Origin of the sequence: Aminobacter ciceronei, from assembly GCF_014138625.1 — a bacterium.
Taxonomy (GTDB): domain Bacteria; phylum Pseudomonadota; class Alphaproteobacteria; order Rhizobiales; family Rhizobiaceae; genus Aminobacter; species Aminobacter ciceronei.
In genome coordinates, this window is sequence record NZ_JACJHY010000007.1 from 176,318 (window position 1) to 198,633 (window position 22,316).

Genomic DNA, 22,316 nt, shown 5'->3' on the forward strand with positions numbered 1-22,316 from the left:
TGTCAGGCCCCCAGAACATGACGGATGAGATAGACGGTCACCCCGGTGGTCAGCATGAAGGTCAATGTTGCCGCAATGGACCGGCGCGACAGGCGCGCCACCCCGCAAACCCCGTGTCCCGAGGTGCAGCCGGATCCGTAGGTTACGCCGATCCCGACCAGCACGCCGCCCACCAGAAGCATCGGCATGGACACGGTTACCTCGACTGCGGGCATCTGCCCGGTCACAGCCAGCGTAACAAGCGGCCCGCTGATCATCCCGGCCAGCAATGCAAGCCGCCAACCGGTATCTGGATGCGCGGACGGCGTCAGAACACCTGCCAGGACGCCGGTGGCTCCCATGATCCGGCCAAGGGTCAGCATCAGCAGCACCGAGGCCAGCCCGATCAGAATGCCGCCTGAGAGGGATTGCCACGGGGTGAAAAGGGTTTCGATGGTGGTCAGTTCCGGCACGTCGTGGCCCCCAGCACCGCGTAGAGTGGGCAGAAGCGGAACATGGCAGTCGCCAGCATCACAATGCCCACGACCACAGCGCCATATTCTAGTGCAACGCTGTCAACGACGTCCCAACTGCTGAACAACGCCGCAGCGATCAGCCCCACGCCGAGGACAAGACGAAGAGCCCGGTCTATGGTTCCTACATTGGCAATCATTGTCCTGATCTCCTGTTGAATACGGGACCTGTCTATGCCCTTTCGATCCGCCGTTCAGTGACGATGTCACCAAGCGGAAGTGAATGGCGGGACTTGCAGGCTGACGGGGCGGCGAAAGGGGCGATACCGAGGCTGTGCTTGCCTGTCTCCGCTGTGCTGGTATCAAGTTCCTTGGTAATCTTGGCGGAGCATTGGTCGCGGCTTGGCGTGGTGGTCGGCTCGCGGGCCTTGCCGGGCGATCAGATTGGGTGCGAACTCGGGCGTGGGAGAGCCCGGCTGGCGCCCGCGCGGGTACTGCTTCCAAGTCGTCCGGAGGCCATTTTGACCCTCAGGCAGCCCGTGTTCTTCACCGGTGTGCGCCTAGCCCTCTCTGGCCTTTTTGAGTTCTAGCGTTGGAGCCCTGAGCATCAGCGATAGCTACTGTTCACGAGAAACCATGAGATCTATCCCGCATCCAGGGCGGCTAGTCTTTCTAACCCGGCAATATCCACCAGATCGATCGTCCCGCGCGACTGCCGAATCCATCCCCGTCGCTGAAACTCGCCTAACTGGCGCGAGACAACCTCGCGCGCGGTGCCCAGTTCGGCTGCCATCTGCTGATGCGTGGCTTTGATCTGTCTTGCGCCACGTTCCAGATCGATCAGCTTCTGCGCCAGCCGGATATCGACGCGCTGGAACGCGATGTCTTCGATGACCTGAAACAGATCGGTGATCCTTTTGGAATAGGCGGTGAATATGAAACTGCGGAAAGCGACCGACTGGGAGACCAGGTCATCGAAGACCGCGCGCGGGATGGCCACGGCGCGCACGTCGGTTTCGGCGATGCCCTGGGCGGAATAGTCTTCGTGGGCCAACAGGCAGGCGGTCGTCAGTACGCAGCTTTGTCCAGCCTCGACCCGATAAAGGACGATCTCGCGGCCACCTTCCGAGACCTGCTGCACCCGCACCCTGCCTTCCAGCAGCAGAAGCAGGTTCTCGGGTGACTTGCCAGGACCGAAGATCACAGTGCCTTGCGGGACCGCAATTATGGCGCTCTTTCGGGTCAGCGCGTCGCGTACGGCCGGCTCGATACGGGACAAGCCCGGAAACTGCTTGATCCAGTCAGTCAAAAGTATCGCTCCCACATTCCAGGGTCCGGGTCCAGGTTACCCTGTTTAGACAGATACGTATGAAGAAAGATCAGCTCTCAGGCAGGCGCATCCTTCTTTTCAGGAGCATTGCGGTGAAGTTTGCACACACTCCGAACTGCCAAGAGCGGGAATTTGGTGTTGATTGCCAGCAGCGCGATTGGCAATTTTCGGAGTTCAATGGAGATTACCGTCGCATCGCCACGGTGCCCCATCTCCAGGCGATAATCGAAGCCCACTCCACCGAATTGATTGAGCCGGTCGCAAGACGCAGGCGTCAGGCGACCACACGATCAAGGACGCCATGGCCGGCCTGCTTTCGAACGAGATTTCGATTGGGCCCTCGTCGAGCCTTCTAGGTATCGACCGGATGACACCCCTGGGCGGTTTGCCAAATAATCATCCGCCCGCAAGTGCTTTCTCGACATCCGCCTGCGAATGCCCTGTCAGGTCTTTCGCAATCTCGCCCAGAAGGATGGCAGACAGCGCCTTGTGGTAATGTTTGCGCATTTCGCCAAGAGCGCGGGGCGCTGCCACGATCACCATATGCTCGATCTCACCGCTCAGCGCCTGCTGATTGAGATGCTGGACAATTCCCGCTGAAAACTGATCCTCTCCAGCCTGACCATGGTCGGGGTTGGCAGCGCTTGCTTGCCGTCCCATGCTCGTACCTGCGTCTGCAGCGACAGCTTGGTGGGGCATTGCGACAAGCTTCAGACCTGCCTCGTCCCCTGTGTTGCGAAACAGATTGATCTTTTCGCCATCGGCGACGGCAACGACTGTACCTTTGGGCAGCAACATGTGCGGTTCTCCTGGTTAGGCGAGTTGCGTACTTGGAAACGGGAAAGTGCCGCTCAGGGGAGCAGCCTCAGGCGACGCTGATCGGAGGAAAAAGCCGGCAAATAGCGGCATCGGACACAACAATTTAACTCTAGCACGCCTGGGATCCCCGTGCTCGGATGAATGCCCGATTTCGCCGAAACAGCAATCCGGCACCCGATTTGGGACGATTGCCGGGAATGGCTGAATCAGGACCATTGCCTGCTCACAGGCTGGCTACGCGCGCAGCTTTGCAGGGCGACTTGATGAGCATAGCTGAGATGCGGATGATGGAGGCGATGAACTGGGCGCTTGTATGGTCCGTTAAGCTCGTTAGGTGCTTCACTCGTCGGCCTGGCGTTCGACGCTGCCACTCCGGTTCAGCGTTTCCAAAGTCGCTCAAGCCGCTCGAACCGCGGTGGCGCGATGCTGCAGAGTGGAAGCTATCGACATTTTCCTTGATCCAGATCAGCGACAAGTCACTGCAGGGAGCTCAATCTCTTCAAGAGCACCCGGATAGCGCGGTGCGAAAGGATGTCAGATGACAAAATTCTTCGCCAATGCCGCAGTCGTGATTGCAATTGGAGCCGCATTCGTCTCGCCGTCTAATGCCCAATCCCAACAAGGCATGATGGGAATGATGGGCGGCGGGTGCCCGACCGTTGGCATGATGGGACACGGACGCATGGGCCAGGGCGGATGGGGCGAAGGCAGGTTTGGCGGCCTGATGGGTCGCCAGCCGAAGATGGGCGCCATGGTCGAGGGGCGCCTAGCTTACCTCAGGGGTGAACTGAACATCACCTCAGATCAGCAGCCGGCATGGGACGCCTATGCGACTGCGGTAACGGAGCGCGTCGAACTCATGCAGGGCATGCATGAGGGCATAGCGAAGACCATGGAAACGGGGACTGCGCCGGAGCGCATGGATGCAAGAATCTCCGGCATGGAAGCCATGCTGGAGTCAATGAAAGCCATGAAGCCCGCGACGGAGGGGCTCTATTCTGTGCTGAAAGATGAGCAGAAGGCGGTTGCCGATGAACTGATTGGCGGCGACTGCGGTGCCTTCTGACTGAGGGGGAAAGCTCATTGAGCTTCACTTTCGGCAAGCCGTTTAGCGTTGCCGATGGAAAGAGCGATTGAGCATGTGACTGTCGCCTTTGCTGCCAAGGGGCTTCGGCATTCTGACGACTATCGAAGTTGCGGCGACGTCGGGGAGAAGCCAGGCGTCGAAGCCTCTCAGTTCGTCGGCTCGGTGCGCTCTGGATGAACTATAGGAGAGGGGTGTCGGGTATCGGGCTCGCCCGGATTTGGCCATTCACTCAGACTGCCGTACCGCTCAGCGCGCCAATGCCAGCAGTCAACGCCATCGCAAAGTCGCCCCAGAAGGAAACCCGCAACATTGCCTTCATGACGTTGGCTCCGCCTGCCTTAGCGCCGATTGCGCCCAGCAACGCAAAGGAACAGCAGTGAAGCAGCAGACACGGCCCAGACCAGAAGCAGCGGGCGCCACAAGCACCATCATCGCTAGCGGCATCGCAGCTCCGACCGCAATGTAGCTGCTGACGTGAGGGCTGCCTGAATCGGTTCGCCATCAAACTGGCCGGCGACTTGATGTGCAAGGTCAGTCGTCAAGCCGCGCTTGATGTCGAACTGCGCCAACTCCAGCTTGCGCACGCCGTCGAGAGCACTTCTGATTTCTGGAAACAGATCTCGGTATATAGCTGCCCTCGAGCTGCCCTCGACGTATTGGCGACCATGCCTGACCCACCGTGACCGGGGCCGCAGATAGATTATGTTCAGGTCGCGCATCCGGATAAGCTATATAGATGGGCATAGATGAGGTTGAGGCCGGGTGTCGTGCCCAAGTGACTGAGTAGCCTAATGGCTTGACATGCTAGGGCTCCAGCGGCTCGCGCGGCAAAGGATTTCTGCCGACCGAAAGATAATTCGCTGCCTGCAAGTAGCGGTGGAGCAGCCCAATTTCCCCATGGCGTGCGCCCGATCGTTGTCGTCTAGCTTTCCCATGCGCATTTTTTTCCCCGGTCGTCAGAAACTTGGCAATCGCTAAGGAAGAGGTCGCTCCCCGCCATGAGTCAGGTCAAAGAGCGTCGTTGGAACCCCAGACGACAGGGAGGCACCTTCACATTTCTTTACACTTCCCCGTCACTCGAGAAACGTTGGTCCTCCAGTCTGGCGTTATCGCGGCTGCAAGTGCCGCCTAACCAAGGAAGCGATCATGGACAACGACAAGCAGGATATGCAGGCCTCATCGGCTCCGAACACCGCAACTGGGTCGCGTGGCTGGGGACGGCGCATCGTTATCGGCGGCCTTGCTGCCGCAGCAGTCGCCGGCATTGGTCTTGCTGTGGCCAACAGTGGCGAGTTCGGAGATGGGCACGGAATGCTGCATTTTGGCAAGGGGCACCAGATGATGGATGCTTCTATGGGCCGCGGTGGCTTCTCGGAGCGCCGGATGGAGCATATGATGGAAGATATCGATGCCACACCGGAACAGTCGAAGAAGCTGAAGGAGCTCTTCGGTTCTGCCCGAGATGAGATCGCTCCGATGCTCGACGACTTCAGGGACACGCGCAACGCCGCAGCCGACATTCTGGGCGCGCCGACTATCGACCGATCTGCGATCGAAAAGTTGCGCAGTGAGCGCGTTGCCGCGATCGATGCCGCCTCGCGGAAAATGACGGCCACTCTTGTCGATGCGGCAGAAATCCTGACGCCAGAACAAAGGGCAAAGATTCTGGAGCGTTTCAACGCGCGCGGAGGCCACGGCCGGTGGTAGGATTTCAACTGCAAGGTTGAAATCCGGAGAGTCCCGGCCATGGCGGAACAGGTGCTGATCATCGATGACGACACACGCCTGTCCGCCATGATCGCGGACTATCTCTCGGGAAATGGCTACATCGTCCACACTGCGGCAACCGGGCATGCCGGCCTCGCTGATGTGCAACGGCGTTCGCCAGACGCGGTAATTCTCGACGTCATGCTGCCCGACCTGGACGGCTTCGAGGCCTGCCGCCGCATGCGCGCCGTATCTGACGTGGCCATTCTTATGCTCACGGCGAAAGGGGATGAGACGGACCGGATTATCGGGCTGGAGTTGGGCGCAGACGACTACTTGCCAAAGCCGTTTAATCCGCGCGAACTGCTGGCGCGTCTCAAGGCTATACTGCGGCGGCGCCGTGGCGGCGATCTGACCGCATCACGCATCCTTCGGTCCGGGCGGCTCGAGATAGATCCCGGTTCTCGTTCAGTCCGTATCGATGGCCGCGATTGTCCGATGACCAGCTATCAATTCGACCTTCTCGTTGCATTGGCGGAGAATGCCGGACGTGTGCTGTCGCGCGAGCAACTGATGGACCTTGTCAAAGGCGAGGAACTCGAAGCGTTCGATCGGTCGATCGATGTGCATATTTCTCGGATCAGGGCGGCAATCGAGGATAGTCCCAAACACCCGCGTCGCATCGTAACCGTGCGCGGCGCCGGCTATGTTTTCGCTCGCTTTCAGGACGATCAGAAATAAGTCGGGGCGAAACTGTGGTGCGCAACAGCCTCTTCCTCAAGGTCTACCTCACGCTGCTGGCCAGTTTGGCCGTAGTCGCATTCACGAGTGCGTTCTTTGTCCGGCTGGGGCAGGACGAGCTGGACCGGGGATGGGGCGGCCGGCGTGACAAATTCATCGCCACAATGTTACCGGTGACCGACGATCCGGCTATGCTCAAGATCACGCTTGAACGGCTTGCGGACGCCTTCGCAGCCGACTTGGCGCTATACAACCCGCATGAACAATTGATTGCCAGTGCTGGAGAACCGTTCAAATTCGATGCGCCCGGCTCGCGTCAGTCGCACGATGGCAAACGGCCGTTTGCAATTCGACTGGCGGATGGACGGGTCATACAGGCCCGCATGCCCCTGGGGCCGGGTGGACGAAATCCCCTTGGCTATCTGGCAGTCATCGCCGGTGTCATCGGCCTTGCAGCCTATCCTGTGGTTCGTCATCTGACGCGGCGGTTGGAGCGTCTGCGCCGCGGCGTGGAAATTTGGGGGGCAGGCGAGCTTGGAACCCGGGTTGCGGCGAGTGGCAGCGATGAAGTCGCAGCAGTCGCACGGAGTTTCAACATTGCGGCCGATCGCATCGAACGTCTGGTCGACGCGCACCGATCCCTGCTCGCCAATGCCAGCCATGAACTGCGTTCGCCGTTGGCAAGGCTTCGCATGGCCATAGATCTCTACGAGCGTTCGGCCGATCAGGCAACGAAGCGAGAGATCGTGCAAAGCCTCTCGGAACTCGACAGCCTGGTCGAGGAAATCCTGTTGGCCAGCCGGCTCGACCATGTCCAAAAACTGGACCATGTGGAAGCCGTCGACATGCTTGCACTTGCAGCCGAAGAAGGTGCGCGCAACGACGTTGCGGTCTCCGGCTCGACCGCCATGATCTCGGGCGATGTGCGGTTGTTGAGACGCCTGGTTCGCAATTTGATGCAGAATGCGTTGTGCCATGGGGCTCCGCCGGTGATCGCCGAGGTCGAGACCGATGGGGCAATCGTGCGCCTGTGCGTCAAAGACCACGGCGAGGGCATTCCGGACGGCGAGGGCACACGGGTCTTCGAACCGTTCTACCGTCCGACGGGACGAAGCGAGAGCAAGGGCGGTTGGGGGCTTGGACTATCCTTGGTCCGCCAGATCGCCACTCACCACCGAGGGTCCGTACGCTATGAAAGGGTGCCGGAGGGTGGGGCCTGTTTCATCGTGGAATTCCCGGCGTCGAGCGTGGCGCAGCCAATCGCAAGACCAACGCCGACGAGCGGTTGATCCGTACTGTCAGCCCCGATCTTCCAGTGCTCAGCCCATCAACCGGGATGTCTTTGCTGCGCTTGTGTGCGTCGAAATAGGTGCGGTCCCGTGTCCGTAAGACACGCTCACTCATTGCGTTTCCCAGGATGCGTCGACTGGCAAGACGGCGTTCACTGCTGGCAGGGGACTTGTGGCGGTATCAGTTGGTCGCTTGACAAAGATCAAGGCCGAACTGGTGAGGAGGCCGTATATCACAAGCGTTCGGCGGCGCTGAAACAACGGTTTGTAGCGTGCGCGAGGGCATCACAGCGGGAGGAATGCATGGCGCATGTTGTCGTTCTCGGTGCCGGGCTTGGCGGCACGATCATGGCCTATGAGCTTCGCAAAGGTCTTGGGAAAGAACACAAGGTTTCGGTTGTTTCCAATGGAGACCGCTATTCGTTCGTGCCTTCCAACCCTTGGGTTGCGGTCGGTTGGCGCGATAGGGAATCGATCGAAGTCGACCTTGCGCCGGTGTTTGCACGCCACGACATCGCGCTGCATCCACAAGGCGCCAAGCGGCTGAAACCGGCAGAGCGTCGCATCGAACTCAACGACGGATCTTCTGTTGCCTACGACTATCTGGTGATTGCTACGGGTCCCGAACTGGCTTTCGATGAGATCGACGGGCTCGGACCTGACCACAACTCGCAGTCCATCTGTCACATCGACCATGCCCTCAAGACAAAGAAGGCGTTCGATGCGTTGGTCGACAATCCGGGCCCAGTGGTCATCGGCGCTGTGCAGGGCGCTTCGTGCTTCGGTCCTGCCTACGAATTTGCATTCATCCTCGAAAAGGCGCTGCGCAAGGCCAAGGTTCGCGATCGGGTGCCGATGACTTTCGTCACCTCGGAGCCGTATATTGGTCACCTTGGCCTGGACGGTGTCGGCGACACCAAGGGACTTCTCGAAAGCGAGTTGCGTCAGCATCACATCAAGTGGATCTGCAATGCCAAGGTTGACCGCGTCGAGCCGGGTAAGATGTTCGTCTCGGAAATCGCCGACGACGGGTCCTTGAAGAAGGCGCACGAACTTCCGCAAGTCTTTTCAATGATGCTTCCGGCGTTTCGCGGTGTTGCGGCCGTATTTGGCATCGAAGGCCTAACCAATGCTCGCGGCTTCATTGTCGTCGACGAACATCAGCGCAGCACCTCCTACCCGGATATTTTCGCAATCGGCGTGTGCGTCGCCATCGCGCCTCTCGGAAAGACGCCGGTCCCGACCGGCGTTCCAAAAACGGGCTTCATGATCGAATCCATGGTGACTGCTGCAGCCCGGAACATTGGCCGCTTGGTTAGGGGCGCCGAGCCGGATGCTCAAGCAACATGGAACGCGGTTTGCTTGGCCGACCTGGGCGATTCCGGCGTTGCTTTCGTCGCCCAGCCGCAAATCCCGCCGCGCAATGTCAATTGGTCGTCCTCCGGCAAATGGGTTCACACAGCGAAGGTCGGCTTCGAGAGGTATTTCCTGCACAAGGTCCGGACAGGCAAGGCCGAGCCGTTTTACGAGCGTCTCGCCTTGCAGGTGATGGGCGTCGACAAGCTGAAGGAAATCAAGATCGATGACGGCGCGGCTACGCCGCATGTCTAAGTGCTCGATGTTTTGCTGAGCAGGACATGCGGCGGCACGTTCCGGCTCCGTATCCAAAAGTCACGCCTTTCCCAGACAGATGGAGATTACCAATGACGCTTGACCGTTCCGTTCTCGCATTTGCCGGCATCATGGTGCTGCTTTCGGTGGTGCTGACGATTTGGGTTTCGCCCTTGTTCGTTTGGCTCACGGTCTTTGTTGGCCTGAATCTGGTGCAATCCGCGTTCACTGGATTCTGCCCGGCAGCGGCCGTCTTCAAGATGCTCGGCGTCAAGCCGGGCCGCGCCTTTTAAGGTTTGCCGAAATGCGATCCTTGCCACTGTTCGCCGGGCTGCTCGCGTGTGGCCCGGCATTGGCTGGAACCGTGACGCTCGCTCCCACCCCGGTGATCGAGTGGAAGGCGGTCTATGGCCGGGTCGAGGCACGCGACACGATTCCTGCGCGTGCCCGCATTGGTGGAGTAATCGTCGAGCTCAATGTGAGCGAGGGCGATAATATCAAGGCCGGGCAGAAGATCGCTACCGTTCGCGATGACAAGATCGCTTTTCAGATCGCCGCGATCGACGCGCAAATTCGCGCGCTTGAGGCGCAACTTGTCACGGCAAGATCCGAGTTGGCCCGCGGCCAGACCCTGGTCGAAAGGGGCGTGATGACCGCGCAGCGTCTCGACCAGCTTCGGACCGATGCGGATGTTACACAAAACCAACTGGCTGCGAGCGAGGCGCAACGATCGGTCATCGTTCAGCAAGGCGCTGAGGGAGAAGTATTCGCGCCCGGCGCTGGCCGCGTGCTCACCGTGCCGGTGACGCGGGGCGCCGTCATCATGGCCGGCGAAGTGGTGGCCACGATAGGCGGTGGCGGCGTTTTCCTGCGCCTGGCGATGCCTGAACGCCATGCTCCGCTGCTGAAAGAGGGGGCCTCGATCCGTATTAATGCGAACGGCGCGGACTCGACCGGCCGTCTCGCAAAAATTTACCCGCAGATCGAGAATGGCCGCGTTCTCGCCGACGTCGAGGTCGAAAAGCTGGAAACGGCTTTTATCGGCGCCCGTGTGCTCGTCGAGGTTCCGGTTGGCGAGCGCTCAGCACTGCTCGTACCGGTCGCATCCGTTGAAGCCCGGTCGGGCATCGATTTTGTCCGTGTGATGGTTAGTGGCGTCGAGATTGATCGGGCGCTTGTACTGGGCGAGCGGATCGCAGGTTCTGACGGGGACTATGTCGAGGTCCTGACTGGACTCGCCGTCGGCGATGTCGTGATCACGCCATGAAGCTCCCGATGAGTTTTGGTATTGCCGGGGGCTTGACGCGAGCTTTCATCGCCTCGCCACTGACGCCGCTGTTCCTGGTCGCTGCCTTCGCGTTCGGACTCGTCGCTCTGTTGACATTGCCACGTGAGGAAGAGCCGCAGATTTCGGTTCCAATGGTTGATATCCTTGTTCGCGCTGACGGCCTGAAGGCCGATGATGCCGTCAAGCTGATCACCGAACCGTTGGAAATGATCGTCAAAGGAATAGATGGCGTGGAGCACGTCTATTCGCAAACTGACGACGATCAAGTGATGGTAACCGCACGCTTCATCGTCGGAACTTCATCCGACGCCGCGGTGTTGCGTGTCCATGACAAGGTCCGCGCGAACTTGGACCGCATTCCGTTCGGCGTCCCCGAACCGCGCATCGTCGGCCGCGGCATTGACGATGTTGCGATCGTCACGCTGACGCTTTCGCCCAACCCACACATGGCCGATCGCATAACGGCGAACGATTTGACGCGCATCGCACGCGAATTGCGCACCGAGATTGCCAAGATCGACGATGTCGGCCTGACTTATCTCGTCGGCGAAACGGCAGAGATCATACGGGTGGCGCCGCGTCCCGAAAAGCTCGCCCTCTACGGCGTCACGCTGCAGCAGCTTGCCGCGAAGGTTTCCGGAGCCAACAAGGCCTTTCCTGCTGGAGGGGCCAGGGACGATGGCGAGCAGATCGCCGTCATTGCCGGCGAGACGCTGAGTTCACCAAACCAGATCGGCAATCTGTTGGTGACGACGCGCGATAACCGTCCAGTCTATGTCCGTGACGTGGCCGACGTTGCCTTCGCAACCGACACGGGGGAAATTCTGGTGTCGACGGTCCTACGATCGAAAAATGGAGTTTCGCGCGTTCCTTCGGTCACGCTGGCCATTGCCAAACGTGCGGGTTCGAATGCGGTGACAGTTGCCGAATCGATCCTGCACCGTGTCGAAATGCTCAAAGGAAGCCTCATTTCGGGCGAGGTGTCGGTCGAAGTCACACGCAATTATGGCGAGACCGCCAACGAAAAGGCGAACGAGCTGCTTTATCATCTCGGGCTCGCCACGGTCTCGATCATCCTTCTTGTCTGGCTGGCCATCGGGTGGCGTGAAGCCGTAGTCGTCGCTGTAGTTATTCCCGTAACGATTCTGCTTACCCTCTTCGCTTCGTGGTGGATGGGCTATACGCTCAACCGCATATCGCTTTTTGCCCTCATCTTCTCGATCGGCATTCTCGTCGACGACGCAATCGTCGTCATCGAAAACATCGCGCGCCACTGGGGCATGGGCGACGGCCGCGAACGCAAGGATGCTGCAATTGAGGCGGTTGCCGAGGTCGGCAATCCGACCATCGTTGCGACACTTACCGTCGTCGCTGCGCTTCTGCCGATGCTTTTCGTGTCGGGGATGATGGGACCCTATATGAGCCCGATTCCTGCAAATGCGTCGGCAGCGATGATCTTTTCGTTCTTCGTCGCTGTCACGGTAACACCTTGGTTGATGCTCAGGATCGCCGGTAGGGCAACCCCGATCAGTCACCACCAGGGGCATGGCGGCGTGTTCGGCCGCACCTATGCCGCCGTGGCAGGCCCGATCCTGTCGTCGAAAATCGCAAGCTGGTCGTTTCTGCTCGCAGTTGGCATTCTTACCCTCGGTTCCCTTGCGTTGTTTTACACCAGGGATGTGACCGTCAAGCTGCTTCCCTTCGACAACAAGTCAGAGCTATCGGTCACGATCGACCTGCCCGAGGGCTCCTCCGTCGAAGCCACAGACGGCGTTGCGCAGGAGGTTGCGCGCATAGTTCTGGCTCTGGAGGAGGTGATGTCGGTCCAGACGCATGCCGGGACTGCGGCACCTTTCAATTTCAACGGCCTGGTGCGCCATTCCTTCTATCGGACGGAGCCGCAACAGGGCGATGTCGCCATAAACCTTCTGCCCAAAGCGGAGCGCATCCGCTCCAGCCATCAGATCGCGCTCGAGATTCGAGAGCGTATCAAGGCCGTGTCCATGCCGTCGGGCACCAGCCTAAAGGTCGTCGAGCCGCCGCCTGGGCCACCCGTCATGGCAACGCTTCTGGCAGAAGTCTACGGACCCGATGGCGAGACCCGGCGAAAAGTCGCGGAGAAGGTCGAGATGGCCTTTCGGTCGGTTCCATTCATCGTCGACATCGACAATTCCTATGGGCAGCCCGCGCGCCGGCTGCGCATGCGGATTTCAACCGACGACGCCGAATTCTTCCATGTCGAAGAGAGCGACGTCTTCGACACGATCGCGATCCTCAACGGCGGCACGACGGTCGGCTATTCCCATCGCGGAGGCGGCCGGCAACCAATCCCCATCCGCGTCGAGCGGCCGAAGGGCGATAGGGTTGTCGACGAGCAGTTCTTGGCGACGCCCCTTCCAGCCAACGTACTGCCGGGTGATCGCGGCGTTGTCGAACTCGGCGACGTTGTGCGGGTTGCCGAAGAACGTGCGTCGTTTCCGGTATTCAGGCACAATGGCCGCGCTGCCGAAATGGTAACGGCTGAACTCGCTGGAACTTTCGAAGCCCCCCTTTACGGCATGCTTGCGGTGCGGGAGGCCATCGATGTGCAGGACTGGACGGGGCTTCCGAAGCCCGTCGTCTCGCTGCATGGCCAACCGCAGGATGAGGGTTCCTCGACGCTCCTTTGGGATGGCGAATGGGAGGTTACCTGGGTGACCTTCCGCGACATGGGCGCAGCATTTGTGGTCGCGCTGCTTGCCATATACATTTTGGTCGTTGCGCAGTTCGGCTCCTTCAAGCTGCCGCTTGTGATCCTGACACCGATACCGCTGACCTTCATCGGCATACTGGGTGGCCATTGGCTGCTTTCCGCGCCGTTCTCGGCGCCCTCTATGATCGGGTTCATCGCGCTCGCCGGCATCATCGTGCGTAACTCAATCTTGCTTGTCGATTTTATCCGTCATGCCAACACCGGCGAACTGCCTCTGACCGAGATACTGATTGAAGCTGGTTCAATTCGTTTCAAACCGATCCTACTCACCGCGCTCGCAGCCATGATTGGCGCGGCGGTAATTCTGTCGGATCCGATCTTCCAAGGGCTCGCCATCTCTCTGCTGTTCGGTCTTGCTTCGTCGACATTGCTCACGGTGCTCGTCATCCCGGCGATCTACAGGGTGCTGAGGACGTAGATGAGAAATGAACAAATGACCCTGGCAAGTCCCGCTGAAAGAACTCCAACAGACATGCAAGGTCGGGGAGGGTAATGCGCATCCGCTCGAACAAGATACCGGTCCGCCTGGCAAATCTGATCCTGCTGGCTGCGTTCGTCACCGCACTTGTTGCCAGTGGGTTCTTCGCGATTCGCCTGACCGTCCATGCGGTCTATTGGTCATCGCACCGCGACGAGCCGATCGAACCATGGATGACAGTGGGCTATGTGGCCCACTCCTACAATCTGGAGCCGAAAGCGCTGTTCAGTGCGCTTGATCTTCCGACAGGTGTTTCGGACAGGCGGACCCTTGGCGACATAGCATCGGCCAAGGGCGTTTCGTTTGAGGCGCTCAAATCCACCATCGAAGCGAGCATAGGCAGGAGCCGGCAGCAATCGAACGGCGGTCTGTCCGATAGAATGAGCGGCAGCTAGGCCCATGAGCGATGCGGCGATGGCTTTTCTCGCGGACTATGGTGCCTTTGCGTTGTTCGCCATCCTTGCTCTCGGTAGCCTCGGCGTACCGCTTCCTTCGTCGCTCGCCCTGCTCGTGGCCGGTTCGCTGGTGGCGCGCGACCAGTTGGATTTGGTCTCCATCTTCGCGTGGGGGATTGCCGGCGCTGTGTTGGGTGATCAGGTGGGCTACCTGATTGGCCGCCTGGGAAGCGAGGGGCTGGCCGAAAGGCTAGCCGAGAGGCTGCACATGGCCGACACCCTTAGCCATGCGCGGACAGCAACTGTCCGATGGGGTGCAATCAGTGTCTTCCTTACCAGGTGGCTGCTTAGCCCGCTCGGTCCGGGAGTCAACATTGTTGCCGGTATGATGGCCTATCCTTGGTCACGCTTTACCGTCTGGGGTGTCTTCGGCGAAGCTGTCTGGGTGTTCCAATTTGTTGGGTTGGGAATACTTTTCAGTCGCAGCATTCTGGCTGTTGCCGACATCCTCGGCGATTTGACGTGGTTCCTTGTGTTTGCCGTAGTTGCCGGTTTGCTTGGCCTGAAGATTCTATATGAAAGGCGGATTGGCTCGGCTTCGTTGCAGTCGCATTAGGCTCTTGGCGAGGTTATCCTCGCCGGCCGGAGCCTGTCGGATTACCGGTGGCCCCCAAACGGTCTGCTGTCATTCGTCGGTTGCGCCGAGCCCTGACAACCGAACGATCGTGAGGCATCGAGCGAGACGGTCTGGAACGCTCGGCTGCGGGACTAGTCGGTTGGTCGAACTGACAGCCAAATCTTGGGCAGATGTTCCGGCCTGGCCATCGCAAGTCCGAGGGCCAGCGCCTCTTGCAGGTCAGTTGTGTATTTCGCGCTTCCTTCGAAGCCACCGAAATAATTGACCCGGATGACGCCGCCTCGCTTGCTGATTGCTACGCCCACCGCACGCAGGCGTTCCTGCACTTCGCGATACTTCATTGGCTGTCCCCGCCCGAATGTCCCGGAGCCGCAGCAGCGGTTCGCTTCAATCCTAGAAACGCATCAACGGCAACGCTTTGACTTGGGTCAACAGCGTGGGATCAGTTGGGTCGCGCCGGGTGCCGACTTGTCAGGACTGAAACTTGGACATCTGTCTGGCAATGGACAGTTCCTCGTTCGTGGCTATCACACGAACCTCCACCTTGCTGTCGGGATGGCTGATCACGTCGCCGTCGCGCGATGGATCGAGTTTGACCCCCAACCACTGGAGTCGCCGGCAAATCGCCTGCCGTATTTCTGTTGCGTGTTCGCCGACCCCTCCAGTGAAAACCAGAAGCTCGATGCCTTCGATCGAACTGGCAAGAGCCGCAATGGCCCGTGAAATGCTGAACACGAACAAGTCGATGGCCTCGGTCGCCCGTGGATCGCTGCTGGAAAGCAGGGCGCGCATGTCGCCCGATATGCCCGACACGCCGAGTAGGCCCGATCGACGATACAGCAGGTCCTCGACCTCGGTGACCCCCAGCCCTTGCGCTTTTTGCAGATAGAGCAGGATGCCGGGATCAATCGAACCACAGCGTGTGGCCATCATCACCCCATCCAGTGCGGTGAAACCCATGGTCGTGTCCTGGCTCTTCCCGTCGACCATGGCGCAAAGACTGCAGCCGCTGCCCAGATGGGCAACAATAGTCCTCTGCTGCAAAAGCCGAGGTGAGATCTCGCCCAGATGGTGGGAAACATATTCATAGGACAAGCCGTGAAAGCCGTAGCGACGCACGCCATCGCTTTCTAACTGACGGGGAAGCGCATATCGGCTGGCGGGCGGCCGCATCGAGGAATGAAAAGCCGTGTCGAAACAGCCAATCTGCACGAGGCCCGGCTGTAGCTCAGCCAACGCCCTGACGGGCGCGAGGCTCGCGGGCTGGTGCAACGGGGCGATGGGGGTGAGTTCGTCAAGTGCGGCGATAACGTCCGTCGACAGGCGAATTGGTGTCACAAAGCGGCTTCCGCCATGAACTATGCGGTGGCCGACCAGCTCCAGCGGCCGGCCGTCCAAGAACGGTTGGAGAAACTCGATAAGTCCCTCCAGCAACGATGCCGTTGATCTCGCGGCAACAGGTCGGCCGTCGGCGAGAATTTGGCCCGACGAGTGCTTTGCCGAAAAACGGGGAGATCCGCCAATGCCATCGAACACGCCGCGTAACAACTGCTCCGGGCCAGCAGGCGACTGCGTGAACAGCCCGAATTTCAAGCTGGAAGATCCTGCGTTCAGCGCCAGGAGAGCCATGTGGTTCTTCCTTTCTCAGCCCCGCCATGACCAGTTGCGCACCTCGGGCATGTCTTCTCCATGATCTCGGACGTAATGCCAGTGTTGTGAGAGACAGTTCTCGAAATAGGCCCGCGCTTCTGCAGCCTTGGGCCCAAGGTTGCGGACGCGGTCGATAGCTTCGATGGCGAGATGATAGCGGTCCATCTTGTTGAGAACGGTCATGTCGAAAGGCGTAGTGGTGGTACCTTCTTCTTGGAAGCCGCGAACGTGGATGTTCTCGTGGTTGTTGCGGCGATAGGTCAACCGATGGATCAGATAAGGGTAGCCGTGATAGGCGAAGACGACCGGTCGGTCCGCAGTGAACAATGCGTCAAAAGCTGCATCTGTGAGGCCGTGGGGATGCTGGCTAGCCGACTGCAACGTCATGAGATCCACGACGTTGACGACACGAATCTTCAGGTCTGGCAGGGCTTCCCGCAGCAGGCCCACCGCGGCAAGTGTCTCTAGCGTGGGTACATCGCCGGCGCAGGCCATCACAACATCGGGGCCGCTGTCGTCTTCGGAGCCGGCCCAATGCCAGATGCCTGCTCCAGCTTGGCAGTGGGCGATCGCGTCGGCCATGTTCAGCCATTGTTGCTGGGGCTGCTTTCCAGCCACGATCACATTGATCCGGTTAAAAGTGCGCAGGCAATGGTCAGTTGCCCAAAGCAGGGTGTTGGCATCGGGAGGCAAATAGATGCGGACTATGTCCGCCTTCTTGTTGGCCACGAGGTCGACGAAGCCCGGATCCTGATGGCTGAAGCCGTTGTGATCCTGCCGCCAGACGTGCGAGGTCAGAAGATAGTTGAGCGAAGCGATCGGTTGCCGCCAAGGCAATTCTCGTGAAACCTTTAGCCATTTGGCATGCTGGTTGAACATCGAGTCAACAATGTGAATGAAGGCTTCGTAGCAAGAGAACAGCCCATGCCGCCCTGTCAGTAGATAGCCTTCCAGCCAGCCCTGGCAGAGATTCTCGCTCAAAACCTCCATGACACGCCCATCGCGGGCAAGGTGCTCGTCATAAGGCTCGATGTCGGCCATCCACACCCGGTCGGTGGATGCGAACACTGGATCAAGCCGATTGGAAGCAGTCTCGTCGGGTCCCATGATGCGGAAGTTCCGAGCCTCGGCGTTCAGCTCGACGATTTCCCTGAGCATCCGTCCCATTGTCCGCGTCGCCTCCCCGTTGACGGAACCGGGTGATGGCACATCGATCGCAAACGACCTGAAGTCGGGCATGACAAGGTCGCGCTTGAGGCCACCGCCGTTGGCGTGAGGGTTGGCTCCCATCCTTCTGATCCCCTCAGGAGCCAATGCCGCCAGCTCCGCGCGCAGCCTTCCCTGATCGTCGAACAGATTGTCGGGGTCATAGCTCCGCATCCATTGTTCCAGGATGTGAAGATGCTCCTCGTTTTGGCGTGGATCAGTGATCGGGACCTGATGAGACCGCCAGAACCCTTCGGTCTTCTTGCCGTCTATCTCTTTGGGACCAGTCCAGCCCTTGGGACTGCGCAATACGATCATCGGCCAGCGGGGGCGTTCGGCGCGACCCTCCCGCCTTGCTGCCGTCTGGATCGCCTCGATGCGATCACATGCAGTGTCGAGCGCCATGGCCATCTTGCCATGCATTTCGACAGGGTCCTCACCCTCGACGAAGATGGGTTCGTGCCCGTAACCTGTCAGAAGGTCATGCAGCTCGGACTTGTCGATGCGGGCAAGCACCGTCGGATTGGCGATCTTGTAGCCATTGAGGTGCAGGATCGGCAGGACGGCGCCGTCATGGACAGGGCTCAAGAACTTGTTCGAGTGCCATGAGGCTGCAAGCGTGCCAGTCTCAGCTTCGCCGTCGCCTATCACGCAGGCTACGACTAGATCGGGATTGTCGAAGGCGGCCCCATACGCATGAACCAGTGCATAGCCCAGCTCTCCGCCTTCGTGGATGGAGCCGGGGGTTTCAGGCGCGGCGTGGCTGGGGATGCCGCCGGGGAAGGAAAACTGCCGGAAGAGCGCGCGCATGCCGTCGGTGTCGCGGCCGATCTCGGGGTAAATCTCGGAATAGCTGCCCTCGAGATATGTATTGGCCACCATACCCGGTCCGCCATGGCCTGGCCCGCAGACATAGATCATGTCGAGGTCGCGGTTCCTGATGAGGCGGTTCAGATGTGCGTAGATGAAGTTGAGTCCGGGTGTGGTGCCCCAGTGGCCAAGCAGGCGTGGCTTGATGTGCTCGGGCTTCAGCGGTTCCCGCAGCAGAGGGTTGTCCAGCAGATAAATCTGCCCAACCGACAGATAGTTCGCCGCCTGCCAATACCGATGAAGCAGATGGAGTTCTTCGGAATCGACGAATGCGTCGTCGATTTCGGCGAGTGACTTCTTGGCGCTCTGCATTCCGCGTTCGAGATGCTCGGCAAGCCCCAGGGATATGAGCAACTCGCTGGCCCGCTCGCGTATCTGGCTTCGTTCGAGGCGGCGCAGCTTGCGCATTGGAATCTCCACGTTCTCTCGCGCGGTGAACTCTGGCAGGAGAAAATGGAACTGGAAGACGAAACCCATCGTCGAAAGCCGTGTACGGGAGCGCTCCTTCTCGTCCATGGGTCCGGTGTCGCGTCCACCGATCTTCAGTGTGCCACTGGTGGGGCTGTCAAGGAGCCCGAGCAAGTAGAGCAGAGAAGACTTGCCGGACCCAGACGGTCCAGTAACGGCCACGAATTCCTTTTCGCCAATGCTCAGCGTGACATCTTTGACGAGCGTTACCGGAACTGTTTCCGGCAAAATACGCGTCAGTCGTTCGGTCTCGATCAGCGGGCTCATGATGCGCCCCGGATTATGTCGACAGGATTGAGACGGGCCGCACGGCGGGCGGGCAAGTATCCAGCGACCGCTGCAGAGGCCAGTGCAAAAGCTGAAGCGCTCAAATAGTGCAGAATGCTCCAAGTGATTGGCAGCCGGGTCATTTCCTGACCGGTCGCGGCGATTTCGAAGCGAACCTGCGACAGAGCGCAGGTCATTGCAAGGCCGAGGAGCCAACCGAACGCGCAGCCGGCAGCGCCGATTGCCAAGCCTTCCATCAGGAACATGCGACGCATGTCGGCTTCGGGGAAGCCGAGCGACTTCATGATGGCGATGTCACGCGCCTTCTCATGCGTGATGGTGGAGATGATGTTGTAGATGCCGAATCCGGCGACCAGCATGATCGCACCTACCACCGTGTACATGATGACATTGCGGACAACGAGGGCCTCGAGGATGGATTCGTTCGCTTCCTGCCAAGCAACAGCCTTGTAGCCAAGCTCAGTCTCAGCCCGGTGCGCCACCGCAGGTGCGCTGTCCGGATTGTCGAGCTTAATTCGTATCTCGTTGATGGCGTTCGGGCGCGCTGACAGGATTTGAGCATTCTTCAGCAGAACGTAGGCCTCGCCTTCGTCACGAATCGTTGTCCCGGTATGGAACAGGCCCACAATTCTGAACGCGCGGGTAAGCCCGTCTGAGGAAACGGCCGTTATCGTGTCTCCAAAGCTGGCACCTAGCCGGGAAGCCATGGTGTCTCCGATCACCACGTTGTTGCCGCCCGCCGCGAGCGCTGCGAAGCTGCCTTCAACGAACTCCTCGATGATCGGCGAAACAGCAGATTCTCGCATCGGATCGATCCCGATGACCGCCGCGCCAGCTTCTCGATTGGAATAGCGGATAACACCTTGCGTCTTCAGGCTCGTTGAGAAGCGACCGGGAACCCAGGTGTCGAGCCAGGCTGCTGCAGCCGTCGGATTGATGATCCCACGCCGATCATCACGTGGCCTCAGCCCGGAAATGGCGGCAGTGGCAAAAACGTCCTCCGCAGGCTGCCGGGGGGCTGTGCGCATTTCGTCGGTGATGGCAACGTGAGGCATGGTGTTGATGAGCTGCCTGACGAAATCGTCCTGCCCACCCTGCATCAATGCCGCCATGGCAATTGAGAAGGCCACGCCAACAGCAACACCCAGGATGGCCACAACTGTCTGTCGCCCGCGTCCGGCGATATGCGTGACCGCAATGTCGAGAATGAGGGGCATGATCTACTCCTCTGGGCCTGAGATGATCACACGGCTACCGTCGGCGAGGTCGGCAGGATAGGGAGTGACGACGAGAGCCTTTTCGTCGAGGCCAGCCAGAACCTCGGTGCTGCCCGTGCCGCGGATGCCGATACGAATATCGCGCCGTCGCGACCTGCCGTCCTCGACAACGAAGACATGGTTCTGGTCAACCGCAGCAGAGGGAATGAGCAGGGCATTTTTCGAGACTTGGACGACGATGTTGATGTCTGTCGACATCCCGATGCGCAGCGGTGTTTCATCGGGCAGCCGAAAGCGGACGCGATAGGTCTTCGTCGCCGGATCGCCTTTTGGCGTAATGCTGTCGACTTGAGCCTCGAGTTTTTGCTTCGGAAAGGCATCGGCTCTAAGAAGGGCGCGTTGACCAATTTCGACGCGGGGAATGTCCTCTTCGTTGACATCTGCGACCACGAGCAGTGGTTTTGGCTCCCCGACCCAAAACAAAACCGTACCTAGCTCGGCGACCTCGCCCACCTCACCATCTTGCCTGAGAACGATCCCCGGACTGGGCGCTCGCAGAACATAAGTCTCGAGCCGGGCTTTCCGCCCAGCGACCAGGGCTTCAATTTGCAGAAGCTCGCTTTGGGAGCGATCGAGCGCTTGTCGGCTGGCCGCGTTCCGTTCGGCAAGTACGGACAAGCGCCGAAAATCCTCTTGGGCCAGCGAGCGTCGTGCCTCAAGTTCGGCCAGTGCCGCGCGCTCTTCGCTATCATCCAGACGAGCCAGAACGTCGCCTTGTGAGACCCGGGACCCTTCGCAGTTGCATTGTTCGACGATACGTTCGCGAACCACCGGGGCCACTTTCGCCCAGGTCCGTGGTTCGACTGTACCGCTTGCATAGACGATTTCGGCCGCGTCTCCGCGCGACATCGTCGCAACCGACACGCTTGGGGGGCTCCAGAAATACCAGGCGGCAGCTCCTGCCACCGCACCGATAGCAACAAGGCTGTATATGTATCGTGCCAGCCGCACAGCATTTGCTCCTGCTAGGTCTTATGCCGCTGCCAGAAGGGAGGTTCGCTCGCCCGGTTGCTTCGCCCGCCTTCAGAAAACGGACTTTGTTCCATGCGCGCCTTGACCCCGGTCAAAGCGAGGTGGCGAGCACCGACTTATTCTCTTGCGACCATCAAGAACCACTCCGAAAGGAATGCGCCATGAAACGCAAGAAAACGTGGATTTTGGTAGCGGATGGTGCTCGTGCTCGCATCATTCGTCAAATGGAGGGCGACAACGAGGACGCAGCCTTGTTGGACGATCTGGGTTTCGAGGTGAATCACAAAACACTGCGCGAGATCATGTCGGACAGACCCGGACGCAGCTTTGCGTCCAAGGGAAGACGGCGCTCCGCGATGGAGTACGTGTCTGACCCAGTCCAAGAGCAAGAGGTGCAGTTCGCGATTACGCTCATTGAAGAATTGGGACGGCGCTACGCTGACCATGAATTCGATCATCTTGCGATCGTCGCCGAGCCACGCATGCTCGGGACACTGCGTCAGAACCTACCCGGAGTTCTGGTTTCCACACTGGTGAAAGAGGTCGCAAAAGATCTCACCAAACTGCCGAAGCTCCAGCTTATGCAAGCCCTGAACAAGCTCGATATCCAGGTTTGTTGAAATGCGGATCCATGCGAACAAACAAGCGAGGAGATGAGTCAGACAGCATGTGACAGCTGGACCAAGCGAGCGAATGCCGATCACAGAGGCAATCACATGTACCGTTCCGTGGGGGCGCGGGTGCCCGCGAGATTTCGCCTTCACGCCCTTAACCAGGGACAGAGAACCAGAAAGCGAAAGCCCGGACATCTATATGTCCGGGCTCAGACTGCTGACAAACCCCGTCGAATTTCGGCGGGGTTTTGTTTTGTGGGTTGATTGAGCTTTTGGATTGATGTCGGGGGGCAGATGCCAAGGCCGTTGCGAGCCGGCTTTGGCCTCATGCGAGGCTTGGTTTTGGCTTTGGCCAGAGGCTGATTGCGATCTTTTTCATGTTCTG

General features: G+C 59.5%; 21 protein-coding genes and 1 pseudogene. 11 read left to right on the forward strand and 11 right to left on the reverse strand.

Annotated features, from left to right (window positions below):
• Nucleotides 1–2 precede the first annotated feature (2 nt).
• The 5 genes from HNQ95_RS09855 to HNQ95_RS09875 all read right to left on the reverse strand — a co-directional run bounded on the left by HNQ95_RS09855 (nt 3) and on the right by HNQ95_RS09875 (nt 2,580).
• Entirely contained in the window at nt 3–452 is a 450-nt protein-coding gene (locus HNQ95_RS09855) for a YeeE/YedE family protein (RefSeq protein ID WP_067961441.1), read from the reverse strand.
• Nucleotides 440–652, reverse strand: a complete 213-nt coding sequence (locus HNQ95_RS09860) for a YgaP family membrane protein (RefSeq protein WP_067961443.1) — start codon at nt 650–652, stop codon at nt 440–442. Before HNQ95_RS09860 ends, HNQ95_RS09855 begins: the two co-directional genes overlap by 13 nt.
• Before the next feature lie 443 nt (nt 653–1,095).
• Nucleotides 1,096–1,761, reverse strand: coding sequence for a Crp/Fnr family transcriptional regulator (locus HNQ95_RS09865; RefSeq protein WP_083948565.1), 666 nt, complete (start codon nt 1,759–1,761; stop codon nt 1,096–1,098).
• A gap of 77 nt (nt 1,762–1,838) precedes the next feature.
• Nucleotides 1,839–2,018 (reverse strand): hypothetical protein, encoded by a 180-nt coding sequence (locus HNQ95_RS09870; protein WP_182585786.1) that lies wholly within the window; start codon nt 2,016–2,018, stop codon nt 1,839–1,841.
• Nucleotides 2,019–2,178: 160 nt separating this feature from the next.
• Nucleotides 2,179–2,580 (reverse strand): host attachment family protein, encoded by a 402-nt coding sequence (locus tag HNQ95_RS09875; protein WP_182573973.1) that lies wholly within the window; start codon nt 2,578–2,580, stop codon nt 2,179–2,181.
• A gap of 559 nt (nt 2,581–3,139) precedes the next feature.
• Between HNQ95_RS09875 and HNQ95_RS09880 the strand changes: the two genes are divergently transcribed.
• Nucleotides 3,140–3,667: a Spy/CpxP family protein refolding chaperone gene (locus tag HNQ95_RS09880; RefSeq protein ID WP_182573974.1), complete on the forward strand. Its 528-nt coding sequence runs from the start codon at nt 3,140–3,142 to the stop codon at nt 3,665–3,667.
• 250 nt (nt 3,668–3,917) lie between these two features.
• Here the strand turns inward: HNQ95_RS09880 and HNQ95_RS33400 are convergent.
• Nucleotides 3,918–4,260 (reverse strand): annotated as a pseudogene (locus HNQ95_RS33400) (VIT1/CCC1 transporter family protein); the annotation flags it as partial.
• A 574-nt stretch (nt 4,261–4,834) separates the two neighbouring features.
• Between HNQ95_RS33400 and HNQ95_RS09885 the strand changes: the two are divergent.
• The 9 genes from HNQ95_RS09885 to HNQ95_RS09925 all read left to right on the forward strand — a co-directional run bounded on the left by HNQ95_RS09885 (nt 4,835) and on the right by HNQ95_RS09925 (nt 14,565).
• Complete coding sequence (locus tag HNQ95_RS09885; protein ID WP_182573975.1) at nt 4,835–5,395, forward strand: Spy/CpxP family protein refolding chaperone; 561 nt, start codon at nt 4,835–4,837, stop codon at nt 5,393–5,395.
• Between the two features lie 39 nt (nt 5,396–5,434).
• Nucleotides 5,435–6,136, forward strand: a complete 702-nt coding sequence (locus HNQ95_RS09890; RefSeq protein WP_067961451.1) for a response regulator — start codon at nt 5,435–5,437, stop codon at nt 6,134–6,136.
• A 17-nt stretch (nt 6,137–6,153) separates the two neighbouring features.
• A complete protein-coding gene (locus tag HNQ95_RS09895; protein WP_182573976.1) occupies nt 6,154–7,425 on the forward strand; it encodes a sensor histidine kinase in 1,272 nt (423 codons plus the stop codon).
• A 303-nt stretch (nt 7,426–7,728) separates the two neighbouring features.
• Nucleotides 7,729–9,036: an NAD(P)/FAD-dependent oxidoreductase gene (locus tag HNQ95_RS09900; RefSeq protein WP_182573987.1), complete on the forward strand. Its 1,308-nt coding sequence runs from the start codon at nt 7,729–7,731 to the stop codon at nt 9,034–9,036.
• Between the two features lie 92 nt (nt 9,037–9,128).
• Nucleotides 9,129–9,329 carry a YgaP family membrane protein gene (locus HNQ95_RS09905; RefSeq protein WP_067961455.1) on the forward strand — a complete coding sequence of 67 codons (201 nt, stop codon included), beginning with the start codon at nt 9,129–9,131 and terminating at the stop codon, nt 9,327–9,329.
• An 11-nt stretch (nt 9,330–9,340) separates the two neighbouring features.
• A complete protein-coding gene (locus HNQ95_RS09910) occupies nt 9,341–10,303 on the forward strand; it encodes an efflux RND transporter periplasmic adaptor subunit (RefSeq protein WP_182573977.1) in 963 nt (320 codons plus the stop codon).
• A gap of 8 nt (nt 10,304–10,311) precedes the next feature.
• Nucleotides 10,312–13,494: an efflux RND transporter permease subunit gene (locus HNQ95_RS09915; RefSeq protein ID WP_210283742.1), complete on the forward strand. Its 3,183-nt coding sequence runs from the start codon at nt 10,312–10,314 to the stop codon at nt 13,492–13,494.
• A gap of 74 nt (nt 13,495–13,568) precedes the next feature.
• Entirely contained in the window at nt 13,569–13,949 is a 381-nt protein-coding gene (locus tag HNQ95_RS09920) for a hypothetical protein (RefSeq protein ID WP_067961459.1), read from the forward strand.
• A gap of 4 nt (nt 13,950–13,953) precedes the next feature.
• Nucleotides 13,954–14,565, forward strand: a complete 612-nt coding sequence (locus tag HNQ95_RS09925; RefSeq protein WP_067961461.1) for a DedA family protein — start codon at nt 13,954–13,956, stop codon at nt 14,563–14,565.
• A gap of 152 nt (nt 14,566–14,717) precedes the next feature.
• On the opposite strand, the gene HNQ95_RS09930 is transcribed toward HNQ95_RS09925, so the two are convergent.
• The 5 genes from HNQ95_RS09930 to HNQ95_RS09950 form a co-directional block, all read right to left on the reverse strand.
• On the reverse strand, nt 14,718–14,927 hold the full coding sequence (locus HNQ95_RS09930) for a hypothetical protein (protein WP_067961463.1): 210 nt from the start codon (nt 14,925–14,927) through the stop codon (nt 14,718–14,720).
• Nucleotides 14,928–15,057: 130 nt separating this feature from the next.
• Entirely contained in the window at nt 15,058–16,215 is a 1,158-nt protein-coding gene (locus tag HNQ95_RS09935; protein WP_067961466.1) for an acetate/propionate family kinase, read from the reverse strand.
• A 15-nt stretch (nt 16,216–16,230) separates the two neighbouring features.
• Entirely contained in the window at nt 16,231–19,047 is a 2,817-nt protein-coding gene (locus HNQ95_RS09940; RefSeq protein ID WP_182573979.1) for a phosphoketolase, read from the reverse strand.
• On the reverse strand, nt 19,044–20,285 hold the full coding sequence (locus HNQ95_RS09945; RefSeq protein WP_182573980.1) for an ABC transporter permease: 1,242 nt from the start codon (nt 20,283–20,285) through the stop codon (nt 19,044–19,046). Before HNQ95_RS09945 ends, HNQ95_RS09940 begins: the two co-directional genes overlap by 4 nt.
• Nucleotides 20,286–20,288: 3 nt before the next feature.
• Entirely contained in the window at nt 20,289–21,296 is a 1,008-nt protein-coding gene (locus HNQ95_RS09950; protein WP_067961475.1) for an efflux RND transporter periplasmic adaptor subunit, read from the reverse strand.
• Nucleotides 21,297–21,478: 182 nt separating this feature from the next.
• Here HNQ95_RS09950 and HNQ95_RS09955 point away from each other — a divergent pair, with 182 nt between their 5' ends.
• Nucleotides 21,479–21,937, forward strand: a complete 459-nt coding sequence (locus tag HNQ95_RS09955) for a host attachment protein (RefSeq protein ID WP_182573981.1) — start codon at nt 21,479–21,481, stop codon at nt 21,935–21,937.
• Nucleotides 21,938–22,316 lie beyond the last annotated feature (379 nt).

Excerpts from the sequence above, each read along its gene's own strand:
- HNQ95_RS09925 (WP_067961461.1), top strand. The coding sequence starts at position 13,954 with ATGAGCGATGCGGCGATGGCTTTTCTCGCGGACTATGGTGCCTTTGCG.
- HNQ95_RS09900 (WP_182573987.1), top strand. The coding sequence starts at position 7,729 with ATGGCGCATGTTGTCGTTCTCGGTGCCGGGCTTGGCGGCACGATCATG.
- HNQ95_RS09920 (WP_067961459.1), top strand. The coding sequence starts at position 13,569 with ATGCGCATCCGCTCGAACAAGATACCGGTCCGCCTGGCAAATCTGATC.
- HNQ95_RS09915 (WP_210283742.1), top strand. The coding sequence starts at position 10,312 with ATGAGTTTTGGTATTGCCGGGGGCTTGACGCGAGCTTTCATCGCCTCG.
- HNQ95_RS09910 (WP_182573977.1), top strand. The coding sequence starts at position 9,341 with ATGCGATCCTTGCCACTGTTCGCCGGGCTGCTCGCGTGTGGCCCGGCA.
- HNQ95_RS09930 (WP_067961463.1), bottom strand. The coding sequence starts at position 14,927 with ATGAAGTATCGCGAAGTGCAGGAACGCCTGCGTGCGGTGGGCGTAGCA.
- HNQ95_RS09885 (WP_182573975.1), top strand. The coding sequence starts at position 4,835 with ATGGACAACGACAAGCAGGATATGCAGGCCTCATCGGCTCCGAACACC.
- HNQ95_RS09905 (WP_067961455.1), top strand. The coding sequence starts at position 9,129 with ATGACGCTTGACCGTTCCGTTCTCGCATTTGCCGGCATCATGGTGCTG.
- HNQ95_RS09860 (WP_067961443.1), bottom strand. The coding sequence starts at position 652 with ATGATTGCCAATGTAGGAACCATAGACCGGGCTCTTCGTCTTGTCCTC.
- HNQ95_RS09890 (WP_067961451.1), top strand. The coding sequence starts at position 5,435 with ATGGCGGAACAGGTGCTGATCATCGATGACGACACACGCCTGTCCGCC.
- HNQ95_RS09875 (WP_182573973.1), bottom strand. The coding sequence starts at position 2,580 with ATGTTGCTGCCCAAAGGTACAGTCGTTGCCGTCGCCGATGGCGAAAAG.
- HNQ95_RS09935 (WP_067961466.1), bottom strand. The coding sequence starts at position 16,215 with ATGGCTCTCCTGGCGCTGAACGCAGGATCTTCCAGCTTGAAATTCGGG.
- HNQ95_RS09955 (WP_182573981.1), top strand. The coding sequence starts at position 21,479 with ATGAAACGCAAGAAAACGTGGATTTTGGTAGCGGATGGTGCTCGTGCT.
- HNQ95_RS09880 (WP_182573974.1), top strand. The coding sequence starts at position 3,140 with ATGACAAAATTCTTCGCCAATGCCGCAGTCGTGATTGCAATTGGAGCC.
- HNQ95_RS09940 (WP_182573979.1), bottom strand. The coding sequence starts at position 19,047 with ATGAGCCCGCTGATCGAGACCGAACGACTGACGCGTATTTTGCCGGAA.
- HNQ95_RS09945 (WP_182573980.1), bottom strand. The coding sequence starts at position 20,285 with ATGCCCCTCATTCTCGACATTGCGGTCACGCATATCGCCGGACGCGGG.